The sequence below is a fragment of the Neorhizobium fuzhouense genome (assembly GCF_042611105.1).
Classification (GTDB): Bacteria; Pseudomonadota; Alphaproteobacteria; order Rhizobiales; family Rhizobiaceae; genus Neorhizobium; species Neorhizobium galegae_A.
In genome coordinates this window covers 63,323-80,619 of sequence record NZ_JBHFFP010000013.1, presented here as the reverse complement: position 1 = coordinate 80,619, position 17,297 = coordinate 63,323, and the positions used below count along the sequence as shown (strand labels likewise).

15 protein-coding genes are annotated in these 17,297 nt (G+C 62.5%); 6 read left to right on the top strand and 9 right to left on the bottom strand.

Features of this window, described 5'->3' with window-relative positions; translation table 11 throughout:
* Positions 1-48: 48 nt before the first annotated feature.
* The 3 genes from ACEXP3_RS20575 to ACEXP3_RS20565 are packed head-to-tail and all read right to left on the bottom strand — an operon-like array spanning position 49 to position 5,886.
* Entirely contained in the window at positions 49-3,426 is a 3,378-nt protein-coding gene (locus ACEXP3_RS20575) for an error-prone DNA polymerase (RefSeq protein ID WP_377298982.1), read from the bottom strand.
* Positions 3,423-4,946, bottom strand: a complete 1,524-nt coding sequence (locus ACEXP3_RS20570; RefSeq protein ID WP_377298980.1) for a Y-family DNA polymerase — start codon at positions 4,944-4,946, stop codon at positions 3,423-3,425. The genes ACEXP3_RS20575 and ACEXP3_RS20570 overlap by 4 nt, the downstream gene beginning before the upstream one ends.
* The gene (locus ACEXP3_RS20565; protein WP_377298979.1) at positions 4,897-5,886 is read right to left on the bottom strand and encodes an ImuA family protein; all 990 of its coding nucleotides are present in this window, start codon (positions 5,884-5,886) and stop codon (positions 4,897-4,899) included. Before ACEXP3_RS20565 ends, ACEXP3_RS20570 begins: the two co-directional genes overlap by 50 nt.
* 209 nt (positions 5,887-6,095) lie before the next feature.
* Between ACEXP3_RS20565 and ACEXP3_RS20560 the strand changes: the two genes are divergently transcribed.
* On the top strand, positions 6,096-6,539 hold the full coding sequence (locus ACEXP3_RS20560; protein ID WP_210106796.1) for a metallopeptidase family protein: 444 nt from the start codon (positions 6,096-6,098) through the stop codon (positions 6,537-6,539).
* Positions 6,540-6,549: 10 nt separating this feature from the next.
* Here the strand turns inward: ACEXP3_RS20560 and murA are convergent, their stop codons facing one another.
* From murA to ACEXP3_RS20545, 3 genes are all read right to left on the bottom strand, one after another.
* Positions 6,550-7,860: a UDP-N-acetylglucosamine 1-carboxyvinyltransferase gene (murA, locus tag ACEXP3_RS20555; RefSeq protein ID WP_377298977.1), complete on the bottom strand. Its 1,311-nt coding sequence runs from the start codon at positions 7,858-7,860 to the stop codon at positions 6,550-6,552.
* Positions 7,861-7,995: 135 nt separating this feature from the next.
* Positions 7,996-8,202 (bottom strand): DUF1737 domain-containing protein, encoded by a 207-nt coding sequence (locus ACEXP3_RS20550; protein WP_210106794.1) that lies wholly within the window; start codon positions 8,200-8,202, stop codon positions 7,996-7,998.
* Positions 8,199-9,137: an HpcH/HpaI aldolase/citrate lyase family protein gene (locus ACEXP3_RS20545; protein WP_377298974.1), complete on the bottom strand. Its 939-nt coding sequence runs from the start codon at positions 9,135-9,137 to the stop codon at positions 8,199-8,201. The genes ACEXP3_RS20550 and ACEXP3_RS20545 overlap by 4 nt, the downstream gene beginning before the upstream one ends.
* 111 nt (positions 9,138-9,248) lie before the next feature.
* Between ACEXP3_RS20545 and ACEXP3_RS20540 the strand changes: the two genes are divergently transcribed.
* The 5 genes from ACEXP3_RS20540 (at position 9,249) to ACEXP3_RS20520 (ending at position 12,924) form a co-directional block, all read left to right on the top strand.
* Entirely contained in the window at positions 9,249-9,488 is a 240-nt protein-coding gene (locus tag ACEXP3_RS20540; protein ID WP_377299130.1) for a hypothetical protein, read from the top strand.
* 189 nt (positions 9,489-9,677) lie between these two features.
* Positions 9,678-10,283, top strand: a complete 606-nt coding sequence (leuD, locus tag ACEXP3_RS20535) for a 3-isopropylmalate dehydratase small subunit (RefSeq protein ID WP_210106791.1) — start codon at positions 9,678-9,680, stop codon at positions 10,281-10,283.
* A 20-nt stretch (positions 10,284-10,303) separates the two neighbouring features.
* Entirely contained in the window at positions 10,304-10,693 is a 390-nt protein-coding gene (locus ACEXP3_RS20530; protein WP_377298973.1) for a RidA family protein, read from the top strand.
* 102 nt (positions 10,694-10,795) lie between these two features.
* The gene (gene leuB, locus ACEXP3_RS20525) at positions 10,796-11,905 is read left to right on the top strand and encodes a 3-isopropylmalate dehydrogenase (protein ID WP_377298971.1); all 1,110 of its coding nucleotides are present in this window, start codon (positions 10,796-10,798) and stop codon (positions 11,903-11,905) included.
* Between the two features lie 281 nt (positions 11,906-12,186).
* The gene (locus ACEXP3_RS20520) at positions 12,187-12,924 is read left to right on the top strand and encodes a phosphatase PAP2 family protein (RefSeq protein ID WP_377298969.1); all 738 of its coding nucleotides are present in this window, start codon (positions 12,187-12,189) and stop codon (positions 12,922-12,924) included.
* Between the two features lie 9 nt (positions 12,925-12,933).
* On the opposite strand, the gene ACEXP3_RS20515 is transcribed toward ACEXP3_RS20520, so the two are convergent.
* The 3 genes from ACEXP3_RS20515 to ACEXP3_RS20505 are packed head-to-tail and all read right to left on the bottom strand — an operon-like array spanning position 12,934 to position 16,919.
* Positions 12,934-14,832: a polysaccharide biosynthesis protein gene (locus ACEXP3_RS20515; RefSeq protein WP_377298967.1), complete on the bottom strand. Its 1,899-nt coding sequence runs from the start codon at positions 14,830-14,832 to the stop codon at positions 12,934-12,936.
* Positions 14,833-14,866: 34 nt separating this feature from the next.
* A complete protein-coding gene (locus ACEXP3_RS20510) occupies positions 14,867-15,829 on the bottom strand; it encodes an NAD-dependent epimerase/dehydratase family protein (protein ID WP_377298965.1) in 963 nt (320 codons plus the stop codon).
* 19 nt (positions 15,830-15,848) lie between these two features.
* The gene (locus tag ACEXP3_RS20505) at positions 15,849-16,919 is read right to left on the bottom strand and encodes an MraY family glycosyltransferase (protein ID WP_377298964.1); all 1,071 of its coding nucleotides are present in this window, start codon (positions 16,917-16,919) and stop codon (positions 15,849-15,851) included.
* Positions 16,920-17,297: the final 378 nt, after the last annotated feature.

Below are 17,297 nucleotides of genomic sequence, written 5' to 3'. Positions count from 1 at the left end.
TTGTCACATCTTCGTGTCGCTTGCTGCCTGAGCCATGGAGGTGCAGTCTCAGTGGAAATTGCGACCGCGCGGCAGCACGCGGGCATTTTCGTCCAAAGCACCTGCCGGCGGGGCGCCTGGAGTTGAAGGCGGAAACGGCCTCCCCCGCGCTTCCCGTGGATCGCGGGTCGCCCGCAAGACCTCATCGGACCGTTCGCAGGCACCAAAACGGCGGGTTTCGGCCTGCAGCAGGCCGAGCATCGGGGTCAGGTCCTCGATATGGTCGGCGATCACGTGGATCACGTCGCTTTCCCGCTGCAGCAGGCCACGGATGCGCACCAGCCTTGCGGCCATGACCACGGCCCGGTAGGCGGCAAAGATCTTTGGCCGCACGATGATGTTGGCGGTGCCCGTCTCGTCCTCCAGCGTGATGAAGATCACCTTGGCCGTGCCGGGCCGCTGGCGGATCAACACCAGCCCCGCCACCTCCACCCGACGGTTCTTCTCGGCGGTTCTGAGCGTGGCCGTGGTCACCATCGCCCGCCCCGCAAGCTCGCCGCGCAGGAAGGAGACGGGATGCGCCTTCAGCGACAGAGTGAGGCTGCGGTAGTCCTCGATCACCTCTTCGCCGGGCGGCATCTCCGGCAGGTCCATCGCCGGCTCGTGCTGCAGATCCTCGTGGCCTGCCCGTTCAAACAGCGGCAGGCTGTCGCGGGCGCTTGCGGTATCGAGCGCCCGCACCGCCCAGAGCGCCTGGCGCCGGTCGAGCCCCATCGAGCGGAAGGCATCCGCCTCCGCCAGCTTTTCGATGGTGGCGCGGTTGAGGCCGGAGCGCAGCCACAGTTCGCGGATCGAGCGATAGCCTTCGCCGCGCGCCGCCACCAGCTTTCCCCGGATTTCTGCCTCCGACAGACCTTTGATGAGTCGGAAGCCCAGCCGCACGGATTTTCGCGCCTGAATGACAGTGCCCATGTCCCGGTGCTGCGGCGCCATGCGGCGGGCGTCGAAACCCTTGCCTTCTTCCAGCATGGCGTCCCAGTCAGAAAAGTTCACATCGACCGGCAGCACCTCGATCCCGTGATCGCGCGCGTCGCGCACCAGTTGCGCGGGGGCATAAAAACCCATCGGCTGCGCATTGAGGATCGCGGCGAGAAACACATCGGGATAGAGCGCCTTGAACCAGCAGGAGACATAGACCAGCAGCGCGAAAGAGGCGGCATGGCTTTCGGGAAAGCCGTATTCGCCAAACCCTTCGATCTGGCTGAAGCAGCGATCGGCGAAATCCTTGTCATAACCGCGGCGCACCATGTTGCCGACCATCTTGTCGCGAAAGCTGTGAATGGTGCCGGTGCGCTTGAAGGTGGCCATGGCCCGGCGCAGTCTGTCGGCCTCGCTTGGGGAAAATTCCGCCGCCGTAATGGCAATCTGCATGGCCTGTTCCTGGAAGAGCGGCACACCCAACGTGCGCTCCAGCACCTGGCGCAGTTCGTCGCTCGGATACGCGATCTTCCGCCCTGCCCGCTCGTCCTCGCGGCGCTTCAGATAGGGGTGAACCATGTCGCCCTGGATCGGGCCCGGGCGCACGATGGCCACCTCGATCACCAGATCGTAGAATTTCCGCGGCCGCAGGCGCGGCAGCATGCTCATCTGGGCCCGGCTTTCGATCTGGAAGACACCCACCGTGTCGGCCCGGCAGATCATGTCGTAAACCTGCGGCTTCTCGTCTTTCAGGATGCCGGCCAGGGTTTTCCGCTGCCCATAATGGTTCTCCAGCAGGCGAAAAGCCTTGGCGAGGCAAGTCAGCATGCCAAGCGCCAGCACATCCACCTTCAGGATGCCGAGTGTGTCGAGATCGTCCTTGTTCCACTCGATCATGTAGCGGCCGGGCATGGCGGTCGGCATGATCGGCACCACCTCGTCCAGCCGGTCGCGGGTGATGACGAAACCGCCGACATGCTGGGTGAGGTGGCGGGGGAAATTCATCAGCTGGCGGGCATAGGTCAGCACGCGCTGCGTCGTCGCATCCTCCGTGTCGAGCCCGGCATTCTTCGCCTCGCGCTCCGTCAGACCCTCTGTCGACCAGCCCCAGATCGTGCTCGACAGCGCCGATTGAACGTCCTGCGACAATCCGAAAGCCTTGGCCACCTCGCGGCCGGAGGAGCGGGTGCGATAGCTGGTGACGGCGGCGGTGAGGCCGGCATGCTCGCGTCCATAGGTGCGATAGATGTGCTGGATCACCTCCTCGCGCCGCTCATGCTCGAAGTCCACGTCGATATCGGGTGGCTCGTCGCGCTCGGTGGAGAGGAACCTTGCAAACAGCAGCGAGGATGTCATCGGATCGACATCGGTGATGCCGAGGCAGTAACAGAGGGTGGAATTGGCCGCCGATCCGCGCCCCTGGCAGAGAATGTTCTCACCGCGGGCAAATTCCATGATGTTGCGCACGGTCAGGAAATACGGCGCGTATTTTTTCTCTGAAATCAGATCGAGTTCGGCGCGGATCTGCGCGCTGACCTTTTCCGGAACGTCACCGCCATATCGCCGGTGGGCCCCTTCATGGGCCAGCCGTTCCAGCGTTTGCGATGGCGTTTCGCCCTCCACTCGCTCTTCCGGATAATTGTGCTGCAATTCATCGAGCGAGAAATCCAGCCGGTCGAAAAAGGCAAGGCTGTTGTCGAGCGCCTGCGGGTAACGGCGAAAGAGGGAAGCCATCTGTGGTGCGGTCTTCAGGTAGCGTTCGGCATTGGCGGCAAAACGGAAGCCGGCCTCCGTCACCGTCACATGCTCGCGAATGGCGGTGACGACGTCGGCCAGAGGCCGGCGATCGGAGGCGTGGTAAAGCGGCTCGTTGGTGGCAATCAGGGCAACGCGTGCCTTTCGCGCCCAACCGGCAAAGGCGGCAAAGGCAAAAACATCCTGCCCGTCATAATGGGCTGAAAGCGCCACATGGAACGCCGTGCCGAACCGCTCCCGTAGGCGTTCCAGCAGGGAGAGAAAATTGTCGCCGGCATGCTGATCGAAAAGCAACGGACGGCCGGGCAGGACGGCCATCATCATCTCGTCGCCCCAGGTGAGGAGGTCGTCGAGGAAAAGCCGGCACTCGCCTTTTTCGGCGCGCAGATTGCCGGCACTCAGCAGCCGGCAGAGATGGCCCCAGCCCTTTCGGTTGCGGGGATAGGCCAGCAGGTCCGGCGTCTCATCGCAAAACACCAGCCGCGCGCCGGGCTTGACCTCCAGATCCGTCTCGTTCTTCAGCACCCGCAGTTGCGAATGCGCTTTCACCACGCCCGCCACCGTGTTTCGGTCGGCAATGCCAAGACCCGACAGCAGCCCCTGCCGCTTCAGGAAAACGGCCTGCTGCACCATTTCCTCCGGATGCGAGGCGCCCTCCAGGAAGGAGAAATTGGTGCGTGCTCCCAGTTCGCAAAAGGCAGGAGCGTCTTTCATGCGAAAATGCCGTGCATGAACCAGCGCGGATTAGCCACCTGATCGTAAAGCCCCTGCCGGTAGACCCAGAAACGCTGGCCATTGTCGGATTCAAGCCGGAAATAATCGCGCGTCGGGGCGTCTTCACCGTCCAGCCACCATTCCGCCGCCAGCCGTTCCGGCCCTTCCGCCCGGCGCACCTGATGGGTGAGGCGGCGCCAGCGAAAGCGGATCGGCGGCCCGTCCGGCACTTCCACGGCAAAAGCTTCAAGCGGCTCGGGATGGGCAAACAGCCGCAGCGGCCGCTCCTTTTGCAAGAGGTGTCCATGGTCGAGCGGTGCCGCCTCCGGCAGGCGCTGCGGTTTGCCCAGGGCGTGGTGGATGGCATCGACGGCGACCATCGCCCGCTCGGGAATATGGCTTTCGCGCAGCTGGTAGGTCTTGAGACATTCCGGCCCAAGCCGTGCCGACACCTGGTCGATGAAATCGGCCAGGGACTGCTGCCTGGAGCCATCGCCATCGAAATCGCCCTGGGCGTGGTCAAAAGCGTCGTGGCTGAGGACATTGAGCCTGAGGATCTCAAAGCCGAAGCCGACATCGAGGTCGTCATGCACGCCCGTCAGCCGTTCGGCAAACAGGCGGGCAATGCGGGGACCGTCGCGCAAGGGGCGCGAGGCGCCGGCGGTCAAGCGAAACACCTTGCCATCGACGCGAAACAGCACCAGTTCGAACATCCGGCCCCCTGCCGCGCGGGCTTCTAGGCTCGGCTTCAGGGCTTCCGCCACCTGACCCGCAAGGCTCAGGATATCCTCCTCGGACTGGATCGGTTCGGCCAGCCGTCGTTCGGCCGACAGGCTTGCCACCGGCAGGCGCGGCGAAATCGCCTCCTCGTCCATGCCGGCTGCCTGATCGAGCCGCAGCAGGAGATGGGGGCCGAAGCGTCGGGCAAGCGGCGCGCGCGGCGCTTCCAGAAGGTCGCCCACCTGTTTCAGTCCCACCTTTGCCAGCGCCTGAACCACGTCGGCGCCAACACGCAGGGCCGCGATCGGAAGCGGGGCAAGAACGGCCTCGATCTCGCTGTCGGCGATCACCCGGCTTTCGCCGAAGCGGGCGACGGCGGAAGAAAGGCCGGGTGTCGACGAGACGGCTCCGCGCACGGCAAGGCCAAGGCCGGTCATGCGGTGGAGAACATCAGAAAGAAGAGCCGCCTCGCCGCCGAAAAGATGGGCGGAGCCTGTAATGTCGAGAAACAGGCCGTCCTGGCCCTCCAGCGCCACCAGCGGCGTATAACGGTCGCACCAGTCGGCGAGCGCGTCGAGAAAGCGCCGGTCGGCGGCGCTATCCTCGTCGATGGCGACAAGGCCCGGACAGATGGCACGCGCCTCGGCAAGCCCCTGCCCCCGCTTCAGCCCGGCAGCCTGCGCATTCTCATCGAGTGCGGTGAGCCGCATGGCATTGTCACGCCGGCCGGCGCAGACGAGAGGCGCATCCTCAGGATGCCCGTTCGAAAGGCCCGGCGCGCCCGCTCGCTTGCCGGTCAAACGCCAGGAGAGACCCCAGTGCCGGCGCAGGATCCTGTCGGTTGAAAGCTGCGGGAAGTGAAGCGCGAGAATGCGCTGCGGCCCTCCCCTCAGGCACAGCATGTCGGATCGGGTCGTCGACGCAGGTGAATTGACGGTCATGGGCGTTCCAGGCAAGAAAGAGGGAGAGCGGAGCCGGGTTTCGGCTCTTCTCCAAGGTGAGACGAAAGACGGGATGGCCGATGCTGCCGCCCAGCATCGATCCGTCGGGAAGGCGCCGTTCGCCGGCAAGCGCCGGTTCGGCCAGAAACCGGAAGGTGGTACTCGAGGCCTCCTCCTGCGCGGCATGGCGCAGAACGAAAAGCGGCCGCCCCGCCGCTTTTGCCCTCAACGCCAAGCGCCGGCTTTCGGTCAGCCCGAAGGCTTTCGGATTGCCGCGCACCTCCAGAATGGTCATGCCAAAGGCGCCGCTGCCAAGGGCTGCTTCCGCAAGCCACAGCGCCTCATCGATACGGTTCGGGAAGGCGTGAAAGAACTGTGTCGTGGACAAGCCGACCCCCCTTATCCCCAAGGGGTAAGGCGCTCCAACTTCCTGGCTTGCCATCCGCTCGGCAATCCACAGCACCGGCAGCGTGCCCACACCGCCCTGCGCGCCTGCCTGCAGGCGCGCCGAAAGGGCAAATGCAAAGCCGCTTGCGACACCCGCATCGAGAAAAGCGCGGCTGCGGATTTCGGTGATGGCATCGAGCGGCACCCCGCCCTCGAGGGCCTCGTCCAGCACTGCAACACCGGTCGCCAGCCGGGCCGGCCGGTCTTCCCGGCCTGACCGTTCCCTTTCCTGCCCGTCTGCCGTGGCTTGCGCCTGTGCAGCGGCCAGTGCCGGAATAGGCTTTCCCTCCAGCCGGGCTATGGTTTCGCGCAGGGCAAAAACAGTCTCCTGCGCCAGGGCGGATCGCGCCATGACGTCAGCTCCACTTCTTGTCGAGACCAGGATCTCCAGGATCCTCTTCGCCTCAATTGTTCATGTTATGTTCTTATGGATTCCAGAGCTGCCCCGAAGAGTCAACAGCGCGTCCCATGAGATTCGTTCACCCTCCCCACCTCTTGCTTGAATCCGCACTCGAAATATTTTTCCAGAAACCTTATATGCTCGTTGAAAAAGGAGCAGTTATGGCCCGTGTCGACCAGACCGATGATTGGCGTGATCGCCACGCCCCGACCATCAGCACGTTCGAATCGCTGGCAATCGAGGCCTATGGCAACCTGCCGGAAGAGTTCCGCGCGCTGACCGGAAACCTCACCATCGAGATCGAGGACTTTCCCGACGACGAGATTTTCGAGGACATGGCGCTTGAGACGCCCTTTGATCTTCTGGGGCTTTTCGAAGGGCGCGGCATTTCCGAGCGGTTCACCATGGAAACCGGCGAATTGCCCAACCGCATTCGGCTCTATCGCCGGCCGATCATCGATTACTGGGCGGAAAACGAGGAAACACTGGGTGATATCATCACCCATGTGCTGATCCACGAGATCGGCCACCATTTCGGCTTGAGCGACGATGACATGGAGCGCATCGAGGCAAGCGTCGACGAAGCGGCAGATCGCACCGGCTAAGCCGCGTTCATCAGGCGCGGGCCGGAATGCGCCGGATGCGGGCGCCCAGCGCATTCAGCCGCTCCTCGATGCGTTCATAGCCGCGCTCGATCTGCTGGGCATTGTTGATGATCGAGGTGCCCTCGGCGCCCATGGCGGCAATCAGCATGGCCATGCCGGCGCGAATGTCGGGGCTTTCCAGCCGTGCGGCTTTCAGCGGGCTTGGCCCGGAGACGACGGCCCGGTGCGGATCGCACAGCACGATGCGCGCGCCCATCGAGATCAGCTTGTCGACGAAGAACATCCGGGATTCGAACATCTTTTCAAACATCAGCACCATGCCCTCGCATTGGGTTGCGGTGACGATGGCAATCGACATCGTATCGGCCGGGAAGGCGGGCCAGGGCTGATCCTCGATCTTGGGCACATGGCCGCCGAAATCCGGTTCGATCCGTTTGGACTGGCCGGATGGCACGATCAGGTCGTCGCCCTCGATCCGGCAATGGATGCCCAGCCGTTCAAAGCCCATGAGGGTCGAGCGCAGATGCTGGACGCCGGCATTGGTGATGCGAAGATCGGAATTGGTCACCGCCGCAAGCCCGATCAGGGAGCCCACCTCGATATGGTCCGGCCCGATCCGGTGGCTTGCCCCCGAAAGGGCTGCCCCGCCATGGATCGTCATGCAATTGGTGCCGATACCCTCGATGCGGGCGCCCATCGCAACGAGGAAATGGGCGAGATCCTGCACATGCGGTTCGGAGGCGCAATTGCGCAGGATCGTCGTGCCGGAGGCGGCAACGGCGGCGCAGAGCGCATTTTCCGTTGCCGTGACCGAGGGTTCGTCGAGAAACACATCCGCCCCGACAAGCTTTTTGGCGTGAAAGACATAATCTCCGTCGAGGGCAATATCCGCCCCGAGCTGGCGCAGGGCCAGAAAGTGGCTGTCGAGCCGGCGCCGGCCAATCACGTCGCCTCCGGGCGGCGGCAAGGTAATTTCCCCGCAGCGGGCAAGAACCGGCCCGGCCAGCAGAATCGAGGCGCGAATGCGCGAACACAGATCCGGATCCAGCGTTGCCGGGCGAACCTCGCGCGCATGGATCCGCAAGGTATTGTGATCCGTCCATGCGGTTTCGGCGCCGAGCGAGGACAGCAGCTGCACCAGCGCCTCGACATCGCGAATGCGCGGAACGTTGGAGAGAGTGACGGGTTCGTCGGTCAGCAAGGCGGCCGCAATGATCGGCAGGGCTGCATTCTTGTTGCCCGAGGGCTCGATGGTGCCGGACAGGCGATGTCCGCCCTCGACAATATATTCTACCCGTTCAGCCGCTCTCGGTTCTGCCATGGTCTCATCCGTCTTGTTTGGGGTGCGAAGCAATGCCCCAACCACACGGATTTCCCGGCGGTTGTAAGGCATCGTCATCGTTCAAGGCGCAGCCCTGCCCATGCGTGGAATGGTGTCCGGCAAGCCTGTTGAGGCTTATTGCTCGCCGAGCTTCATGTCGGGATGATAGTCCTTGCCTTCGACGGTTTTCACCACCGCCTGCCCGCAATAGAGCTTGTTTTCCGCCACGTTGAAGGTGTGGCTGGGGGAGCCGTACAGTTCCCATCCCTTGTTGAGGGCATCCGTCACCCGATGGCAGAAGGAGGAATCGTCGGGTCCGGTGAGGAAGCGGTAAACTTTCATGTTTCGGTCTTTCCTTGGTCAAAGGGGCTTTGGTCGATGCGGCTGCTTTGTCCGATCAGCCGGGCCAGTTGCACGAGCCGTTCGGCCTCGACAAGATGCAACCGCTCGATCATGCGGCCGTTGAGGTTGATCACGTTGAGGGTCTGCGCTTCCTGTGTGGAAAAGGCGGCGATGATCGCCTCGGCCTCCGCGACAGCCTCCGGATCCGGGCCGAAGTGATGGTTGGCCGGGTCGATCTGTGCCGGGTGGATCAGCATCTTGCCATCAAAGCCCATGTCGCGGCCCTGGATGCACTCGTCCTCAAAACCTTCGGCGTCGCGAAAATCGTTAAATACGCTGTCAATCACGCAAAGCCCATGGGCGCGCGCCGCCAGCACCACCTGCATCAGGAAGGGAATAAGAAAGCTGCGGCCTTTCCGCGCCGGGATGCGTGTTTCCTTGCGAAGATCGTTGAGGCCGACGACGAACCCCTGCAGGCGGGGCACTAATGTTTCACGGGAACCGGCAATCGTGCCCACATTGAGCACGCCCTTGGCCGTCTCGATCATCGCCCAGATCTTGGTGGTGTCGGGAACGCCGGCCTCATCAAGGACGCGTTCCACGGTTTGCAGATCCTCGGCGCTTTCCACCTTCGGCAGGAGGATCGCATCGGGGCGGATAGAGACGACGAGCGCCAGATCGTCGGCGCCGAATTTAGAGAGGAGCGGGTTGATGCGGATGATCGAGAGGCGATCCCCGGCCGGCGGCTCTGCGAAATGGCCCGAAAGATTGGCGCGTGCCTCGTGCTTCTTCTCGAAAGAAACGGAATCCTCGAGATCGAGGATCACGCCATCACAGGCAAGCGAGGAAATCTTGCTCAGCGCGCGCTGGTTGATGGCAGGCACGCTCAAAAACGAGCGGTGCGGGCGAAGAGCCGGAGCAAGCGAATGGGACATCGCAATGTTGTGACAAGCTTTGTGATGAGGCGCAAGAGCGCAGTAGGGCAAAAGCCCTTGCATGTGTCGAGAGAAAAGCCCACATTTCCACAAGAAGAAAGGTTTAAAACCATGCAGAATATCCGCGCACTCTTCCTTGGCCTTGCAGGCATTGCCGCTATAACCGCAATCGTCGTGCTGACGGCCTCCATCACGCTGGCCTTTGCCGCCATGCTTGCCGTGTTTACGGCCGTGAAGGCACTGACCCCGCGTCCCAAGCCCGCCCCTGTGCGTGCGAGGCGTTCGGCAAATGCAAGAGATGAGCACATGCGCGTCTGGAACGATGGCCGCGGCACGATCATTGATCTTTAAGCCATCGATCTTTAGGCCCTGCCGCCAGTGACTTGCCTGCGCGCTCTTTACAGGGCGCGTATCACATTGTGATGACAGCCGCCCGCTCAAGGCAGGGCGGCGTACCGTTTGATGGCAAACCGGCCTTCAAATCCTCTTGAAATTGGTCTATGGCAGCTTCCGCAGAAGTAAGTCTCGCGGAGGCAGATCATGGATAAATTCACCAAGCTCACCGGCGTTGCTGCGCCGCTTCCTGTCGTGAACATCGACACGGACATGATCATTCCGAAGGATTACCTGAAGACGATCAAGCGCACCGGCCTCGGTGCCGGCCTGTTTGCCGAAGCCCGTTATCTGGAAGACGGCTCGCTCAATACCGAATTCGTCCTCAACAAGCCCGCCTACCAGAATGCCAAGATCCTGGTGGCCGGCGACAATTTCGGCTGTGGTTCCTCGCGCGAACATGCGCCCTGGGCGCTCCTCGATTTCGGCATCCGCTGCGTCATCTCCACGTCCTTCGCCGACATTTTCTACAACAACTGTTTTAAGAACGGCATCCTGCCGATCGTCGTCTCCAAGGACGACCTCGACAAGCTGATGGACGATGCTTCGCGTGGCTCCAATGCCGTGCTGACGGTGGATCTGGAAGCGCAGCAGATTTCCGGTCCCGATGGCGGCACGATCACCTTCGACATCGATCCGGCCCGCAAGCACATCATGCTGGAAGGCCTCGACGACATTGCAACGACGATGAAGAGCGACGGCGCCATTGCCTCGTTCGAGACGAAGCTGAAGTCCGAGCGCCCCTGGCTTTAAAGCCGAAGAAGGAGTTTCCGATGTTGACGTACATCTCGTCGGGCTCTCCCTTTGAAGCGACGATCGGCTATTCGCGCGCCGTCGTGGATGGCGACATGATCTACGTCTCCGGCACCACCGGCTATGATTACAGCCGCATGGTGATGCCCGGCGATGTCGGCGAACAGGCCCGAAACGCGCTGCAGACCATTACCAAGGCGCTCGAAGAGGCCGGCAGTTCCCTCAAGGATGTGCTGCGCGTGCGCTACTACCTGAGTGACGTGGTCCATTACAATGCGGTGGTTCCCGTCCTCGGAGACGTCTTTGGCGCCATTCGCCCGGCCGCCACAATGGTGGTCTGCGGTCTGGTCAGCCCGGAGATGAAGATCGAGATCGAGGTTACTGCGCGCCGCGGCGCCGGTTCCGCATGACAACCAATCTGCGACTTCGTCCAGCGGCAGGCGCGGGCGAAGCTCAGGGAGGCGCCACCTTTGGCGCATCAGGCCTGCCGATTTCTCAAGGACACGCATCATATGTCTCATTCGCTTTTCCTGCTTCCCGGTGACGGTATCGGCCACGAGGCCATGGCCGAGGTGGTGAAGATCATCGACCACATGAACGAGGCGCTCGGTGCGGGCTTCGTTACGGATCAGGGCCTGGTCGGCGGCTCGGCCTACGATGCTCATGGCGCTGCGATTTCCGAAGGCGACATGCAAAAGGCCATGAGTGCCGATGCGGTGCTGTTCGGTGCCGTCGGCGGCCCGAAATGGGATTCTGTTCCCTATGAGGTGCGCCCGGAAGCCGGCCTGCTTCGCCTGCGCAAGGATCTCGAGCTGTTTGCCAACCTGCGCCCGGCGATCTGCTATCCGGCGCTTGCCAACGCGTCCTCGCTGAAGCCGGAACTCGTTGAAGGGCTCGATATCCTCATTGTGCGCGAACTGACCGGTGGCGTCTATTTCGGCGAGCCGAAGACGATTACCGATCTCGGCAATGGCCAGAAGCGCGCCATCGATACGCAGGTCTACGACACCTACGAAATCGAGCGCATTTCGGGTGTTGCCTTCGAACTGGCCCGCACCCGCAAGAACCGCGTCTGCTCCATGGAAAAGCGCAACGTGATGAAGTCGGGCGTCCTGTGGAACCAGGTGGTGACCGAGACGCACAAGGCAAAGTTCTCCGACGTGGAGCTGGAGCATATGCTGGCCGATGCCGGCGGCATGCAACTGGTGCGCGCGCCAAAACAGTTCGACGTGATCGTCACCGACAATCTTTTCGGCGACATGCTGTCGGACGTCGCCGCCATGCTGACCGGCTCGCTCGGCATGCTGCCGTCTGCCTCGCTTGGCGCGCCGGATGCAAAGACCGGCAAGCGCAAGGCGCTTTACGAGCCCGTCCATGGTTCGGCACCCGATATCGCCGGCAAGGGCATTGCCAACCCGATTGCCATGATCGCTTCCTTTGCCATGTGCCTGCGCTACTCCTTCAACAAGGTTGAAGAAGCCGACCGTCTGGAAAAGGCCATTGCCAACGTGCTCGACAAGGGCATCCGCACCGGCGACATCATGGCGGAAGGCTGCACCAAGGTCGGCACGTCCGAAATGGGCGATGCGATCCTTGCTGAATTCAAGGCTCTGTCGGCCTGACACTTGCGCTGTGCGCTTTGCCGGAAACGGTGGAGCCTGCGGATGCGACCCGTGCCCCGCCCTGTGCGGGGCATTTTTTTTGCCTTGCCTGCAAAGGCCTCAAGATTATCGCGATGCCTGCCGCCAAACGTCAGGAATGCCAAAATTCCTGTCATACAGACTTGTTATCCCTGTATAGGCTGTGGGGAAATCTGGCGATGATGGGAAAGTTGAGGCGGCGGCACCTTCGTTACTGCGGCAGCGTGCGGACACACTGTCATGTTTCCTGTGTTCTGGTTGCGTTGAACCTCATTCTACTGGCCGTCTTCCTTCTGGATGAGCCGGTATCCACCTATCTGCTGCGTACGCCATCGGTCTTGAAGCCGATCGGTAGTTTTGTGACGGATGCCGGCAAATCCGGCTGGATTTTGATGGTGAGCGCCCTTCTGTTTGGCGAAGCCCTGACGAAGGCAAGGCTTGTGCGCAGCGCCGCACTGCGCTTGCAGGCTTTCCTCATCTCTCATGTTGCCGCCTATGTTTTTCTGACGGTCGCCCTTTCCGGTCTTGCCGCCAATCTCGCCAAGCGGATGATCGGGCGCGTACGGCCGCTGTTTGCGCCGGATGGCAGCGCTTTCGGCTTTTCGCCGCTGCATGGCAGCTACCAGTTCGAGAGTTTTCCCTCCGGCCATGCCACGACGGTGGGGGCGCTGATGATGGCGCTTGCGCTGATGGCGCCCGCCTGGCGCGTCGATTGCCTGGTGCTTGGCCTCTGGCTCGGCTTCTCGCGCGTCATCGTGGGCGCGCATTATCCGAGCGATGTGATTGCCGGCCTCGTCTTCGGCGCCTGGTTCTCGATCGTGACGGCGACGGCATTTGCCCGGTACGGGCTTCTGTTTACGGCGCAGGATGGCAGCCTGCCCAAGCTCTGCCGGCCACTGCCGCTGTCTTTGCCGCCGCGCCGGCGTGCCGGCCGGTGGCGCACTCTCTTGCCGGTGCTGGGCGGCAGCGCTTCGGGAGGCCAGCCGACGGCGGCGGCCTGAGCCTTTCCGTCAGGTCGTTGATGACGGCGGAAACTCAAGACCGATGAAGCGAAAGAGGGTTGCACGCGCGGCCTGCTCGTCCTTGGTATCGACGGCGGCTTTCAGCGCCTGCAGTGCCTGCAGCACATCGTCATGGTCGGCCAGTTTGGTGTCGGCCCGCAGGATCTTCGGATGCTGCGTCGCCATGGCGTTTGCCATATCGTAAAACAGTTCCTCGAACAGTTTTTCGCCCGGCCGGTTGCCCGTCACGCGGATTTCAATGCCACCGTGGGCGTTTTCGTCATTGCGCACGGTAAAGCCCGCAAGGCGGATCATGTTTTCCGCCAGATCGCCGATGCGCACCGGCTCTCCCATTTCCAGAAGAAAGATGTCGCCGCCGACCGACAGGGCGCTTGCCTGAACGATCAGTTCGGCCGCTTCCTGGATCGACATGAAGTAGCGCGTCATGTCCGGATTGGTGACGGTGACCGGCCCGCCCTCGGCGATCTGCTGCTTGAACAGCGGTACGACCGAACCGTTGGAGCCCAGCACATTGCCGAAGCGCACCGCGCAAAAGTGCTGGCCGGTGCCGTGTCGCTCCGCTTCCAGCGCCATCTGCCGGATGATGAGTTCCGCCCAGCGCTTGGTGGCGCCCATCACATTGGTCGGGCGCACCGCCTTGTCCGACGAGATCAGCACAAAATGGCCGACACCGGCTTCGAATGCAGCCTTGGCGACCGTCAGCGTGCCGAAAACATTGTTCTCGATGCCTTCCAGCGCATTGGCTTCAAGCATGGGCACATGCTTGTGGGCCGCGGCATGGTAAAGCACGTCGACCTTATGGGTCTCGATTGCCTGATTGACCCGGCCCGGATGCGTGATCGATCCGAGAAAAGGGACGATTGGGCAGCGTGTAAGCCCGGCCAGCTCTCGTTCGATCTTGTAGAGTGCAAATTCATTGGCCTCAAACAGAACAAGGCATTCCGGCTTCCACTGCACGATCATCCGGCACAGTTCCGAGCCGATGGAGCCACCGGCGCCGGTGACCATGATCACCCGGCCTTTGACGATGCTATCGATCAGTTGCGGGTCCGGCGGCACGAAGGAACGACCGAGCAATTCGTCGATCTCGATCTCGCGGATCTGGTTTGCCAGGTAGCGGCCGTCGACCAGGTCTGAAATATCGGGAACGGTGCGGATCTTCACGCCAAGGCCGCTAATCTTGCTGATGACGCTGCGGCGCCGGTCGGCCGAAATCGTCGACAGGGACAGGATGATTTCCTGCACGCCGTATTGCTCGATCAGGCGCGGCAAGTTGGCCGGATTGTAAACGCGGTAGCCGCCGACATCACGACCATGATGGCCCGGATCCTCGTCCAGGAGCCCCACGATGAAGCGGTTTCCGTTGCCGCGCAGCGCCTGCGCCAGCTGCACCGAGGAGGCGCTGGAGCCATAGATGAACACCGGCCGCTCGTCGCGGCGCAGTCCGGTGCCATGGCTGAGGATGATCTTGGTGGTGAAGCGCGATCCTCCGATGAGGGCCGCGCCGAGGGCGAAATAGAAAAAGGGAATCGACCGGGGAACGATGCCGCGGCCGGACATCTCCATCAGGAACACGAGGATGACCCAGATCATCGTCGCAATCGCCATGGCCTTCAGGATCGTCCAGATGGCCGTATCCGGAAGGTAACGGATCACGGCCCTGTAGAGGCCCATGCGGATAAAGATCGGAATGGCAATCGCCGGTGCCAACAGCGCCAGAAAGACCCGCTCGGGCGAGATATCCGGCCACCACACGGCATAGCGCAGCGCGTAACTTGCCCAGAGCGCGACAATCAGTGTCACCACGTCGAAGCCGATCAGCAGGACGCGCTTCCAGAACCGGGGCATTTCCTCGATTTTGCGCCGCAGCACCTCGGTCAACACCATGCAGTCGCTCGCGTCTTGAAGCCTCTCGCGCCAATCATGGGGTCGCCTTGCCGTGATGGGGCGGCGCTTCGGGTGATTTGTCCCGCGCCACCGTTTGCTGCAGACCGTAGGCCACCGGATAGGGAGGAACCCAATCCAGCAAATCACCCGTCTTTCGTATATCCACCTGAAGATTCTTAAGCAAGCGGTTGCTTATTTGGGTCTTTCCGGCCAACTTTGCCAATGTTTTCAGGAGGCTGGGTGGGATCGGCAGGCCAAGTCCAGCCCGTCCCTGCAGTTGTGCCAGCCGCTTGAACAACTGATGCGTGGAAAGATCCTCACCGTCGCTTGCCAGAAAAACCTCTCCGGCAGCCTGCGGATGCTGGGCCGCGGCAAGAAGCAGGTCGCAGAGATTATCGACATAGACCAGCGAACGCCGGTTGTCGCAGGCGGCGAAAGGCGAGGGAAGGCCGACAGCGGCAAGGCGCATCAAGAGGCGGAAATTGGCGCCGACACCCGGGCCGTAGACCAGAGGCGGGCGCACGATGACCACTTCCATGCCGCTCTCCTTGCCCAAGGCCAGAAGCGCCCGTTCCGCTTCGGCCTTGGAAAGGCCGTAGGCATCCTCGGGATGAGGTGTATCGTCGGCGTGGAAGGGAAAGCCCTCTCTTGTGCTTTCACCGTTTACCTTGATGGAACTTGCAAAGATGAAGCGGCGCACCTTCGCCTCTGTGGCCGCGCGGGCCAGATGAAGCGTCGCCTCGACATTCATCGCGCGGAATTTCGTCAGCGGGTCGCCGTCCGTCTCGCGCATCACATGAACGCGCGCGGCAAGGTGGATGACCGTGTCGATGCCGGCAAGAGCATGCCGCCAGTCGGTCCGGTCGGTGATGGTGCCGATCGTTGCATAGCCGGGGCGGGGGAGGCGGCTCACCGGCCGAAACGGCAAGCCGCGTTCCGCCAGCATCCGGCAGAGGGCTTGTCCGACAAAACCTGTGGCGCCAGTGATCAGGTACACGTTTCTGTCGCCCTCATGCTCATCGTTTCAGCAGACGCCGATAGGTGGCGATCCCTGCCGTCTCGTGGTCGGGAAGGCCGGCACCGGACAGAAGCGCAAGTGCGGCCGTGGCCAGATAGACCAGAAGCACGGCAAGCCAGCCAAAGCCCGTGTCACGGGCCAGAAGTGCCAGCGGCAGAATGACCAGAAGGTTGAGACCGAAGGCCGACAGGGTAACCGGCCGCGCCGCGCCGAACCGCCGCGCCAGGCGCTGATAGGCATGGGAGCGGTGGGCCTCGGCAATGTTTTCACCCCTCAGATAGCGGATGATCAGCGTCACGGTGGCGTCGCTTGCAAAGAGTGCCGACAGGATCAGCCATTGCGGCAGGCTGAGCCAGCCGGCAACAAGGCTCGTCATGGCGATCGCGACGATGACAAAACCGAGAAACGTGCTGCCGGCATCGCCCATGAAGATGCGGGCAGGGGGAAGGTTGAAGAGCAGGAAGGCCGCCGTCGCGCTGGCGGTGGCCGCCATCAGCCACCAGGCCCAGCTCTCCAGCGCTGCAGGAGTGCCGAGGGCGGCAATTGCCATGGCGGAGATCATCATCATGACCGCCTGCTGGCCGGCAATTCCGTCTATGCCATCCATGAAGTTGAAGAGATTGACCCACCAGAGCCCGCCGAGCAGCAGAATAAGCCCGGCGCCGAGCTGAATGACAGCTCCACTGTCGCCGGCGATGGCCGCCGTGCCGCCTGTGATCCAGATCGCCAGGAGAACGATCAGCGCCTGCACCGGCAGACGGACGCGGGCCGGGAGCGGCCGCCAGTCGTCGAAAAGGCCCAGCGCTGCCATGAGCGCGCCAAGCAGCAGCAGTGACAGGGTCTGGCCATTGCCGCCGGGCAACAGGAGGCCGGCCAGCAGCGTGCCGGCGACAATGCCGATGCCGCCGCCGGTCGGCGTCGGCCGCACATGCGAGGAACGCGCCACCGGGGCCTGCATGAGGCCGAGATCGCGTGCCTTTGCAATGATGACGAAGACGCAGATCGCGCTTGTCAGGGCACCGGCGGCAAGGATTGCAGGGCGCGGGAGACTGGTAAGCTCACTGATCACCAGTGGAGGCTCCGGGTCGCAGGCTCCGGCGGTCGATCATTGACAAATGATGTGTCCTTCTCATGCGGCATGCTCGCAATGGCCATGGCTTTGGCCGCTAACGGGGGGCGGCTGCAAAGGTTGCTCTTCGCAACGCTTGACTCGCCTGCGAAATCTTCTAAGGAGTTCATCCGAAGGGAAGCAACAATGTATCGCAGCGACAATCACATCGCCGCTTCATTTGGTCCGGCACGTGTGGCCGGAGCGCCGCTTTTCGCATGCGTATCCTCCAAAACCAAGGCCAAAACGACGACGAAAACCGTCTGACGTCTCTGGCCTACCGCTCTCTCCCCGGTTCGGCCGGGGACAAGGAAGCACGGTTTTATCGTGTTTCCCCCT

Excerpts from the sequence above, each read along its gene's own strand:
- murA (WP_377298977.1), bottom strand. The coding sequence starts at position 7,860 with ATGGCAGAACCGAGAGCGGCTGAACGGGTAGAATATATTGTCGAGGGC.
- leuD (WP_210106791.1), top strand. The coding sequence starts at position 9,678 with ATGGATAAATTCACCAAGCTCACCGGCGTTGCTGCGCCGCTTCCTGTC.
- ACEXP3_RS20540 (WP_377299130.1), top strand. The coding sequence starts at position 9,249 with ATGCAGAATATCCGCGCACTCTTCCTTGGCCTTGCAGGCATTGCCGCT.
- ACEXP3_RS20515 (WP_377298967.1), bottom strand. The coding sequence starts at position 14,832 with ATGGTGTTGACCGAGGTGCTGCGGCGCAAAATCGAGGAAATGCCCCGG.
- ACEXP3_RS20575 (WP_377298982.1), bottom strand. The coding sequence starts at position 3,426 with ATGAAAGACGCTCCTGCCTTTTGCGAACTGGGAGCACGCACCAATTTC.
- ACEXP3_RS20530 (WP_377298973.1), top strand. The coding sequence starts at position 10,304 with ATGTTGACGTACATCTCGTCGGGCTCTCCCTTTGAAGCGACGATCGGC.
- ACEXP3_RS20560 (WP_210106796.1), top strand. The coding sequence starts at position 6,096 with ATGGCCCGTGTCGACCAGACCGATGATTGGCGTGATCGCCACGCCCCG.
- leuB (WP_377298971.1), top strand. The coding sequence starts at position 10,796 with ATGTCTCATTCGCTTTTCCTGCTTCCCGGTGACGGTATCGGCCACGAG.
- ACEXP3_RS20565 (WP_377298979.1), bottom strand. The coding sequence starts at position 5,886 with ATGGCGCGATCCGCCCTGGCGCAGGAGACTGTTTTTGCCCTGCGCGAA.
- ACEXP3_RS20550 (WP_210106794.1), bottom strand. The coding sequence starts at position 8,202 with ATGAAAGTTTACCGCTTCCTCACCGGACCCGACGATTCCTCCTTCTGC.
- ACEXP3_RS20545 (WP_377298974.1), bottom strand. The coding sequence starts at position 9,137 with ATGTCCCATTCGCTTGCTCCGGCTCTTCGCCCGCACCGCTCGTTTTTG.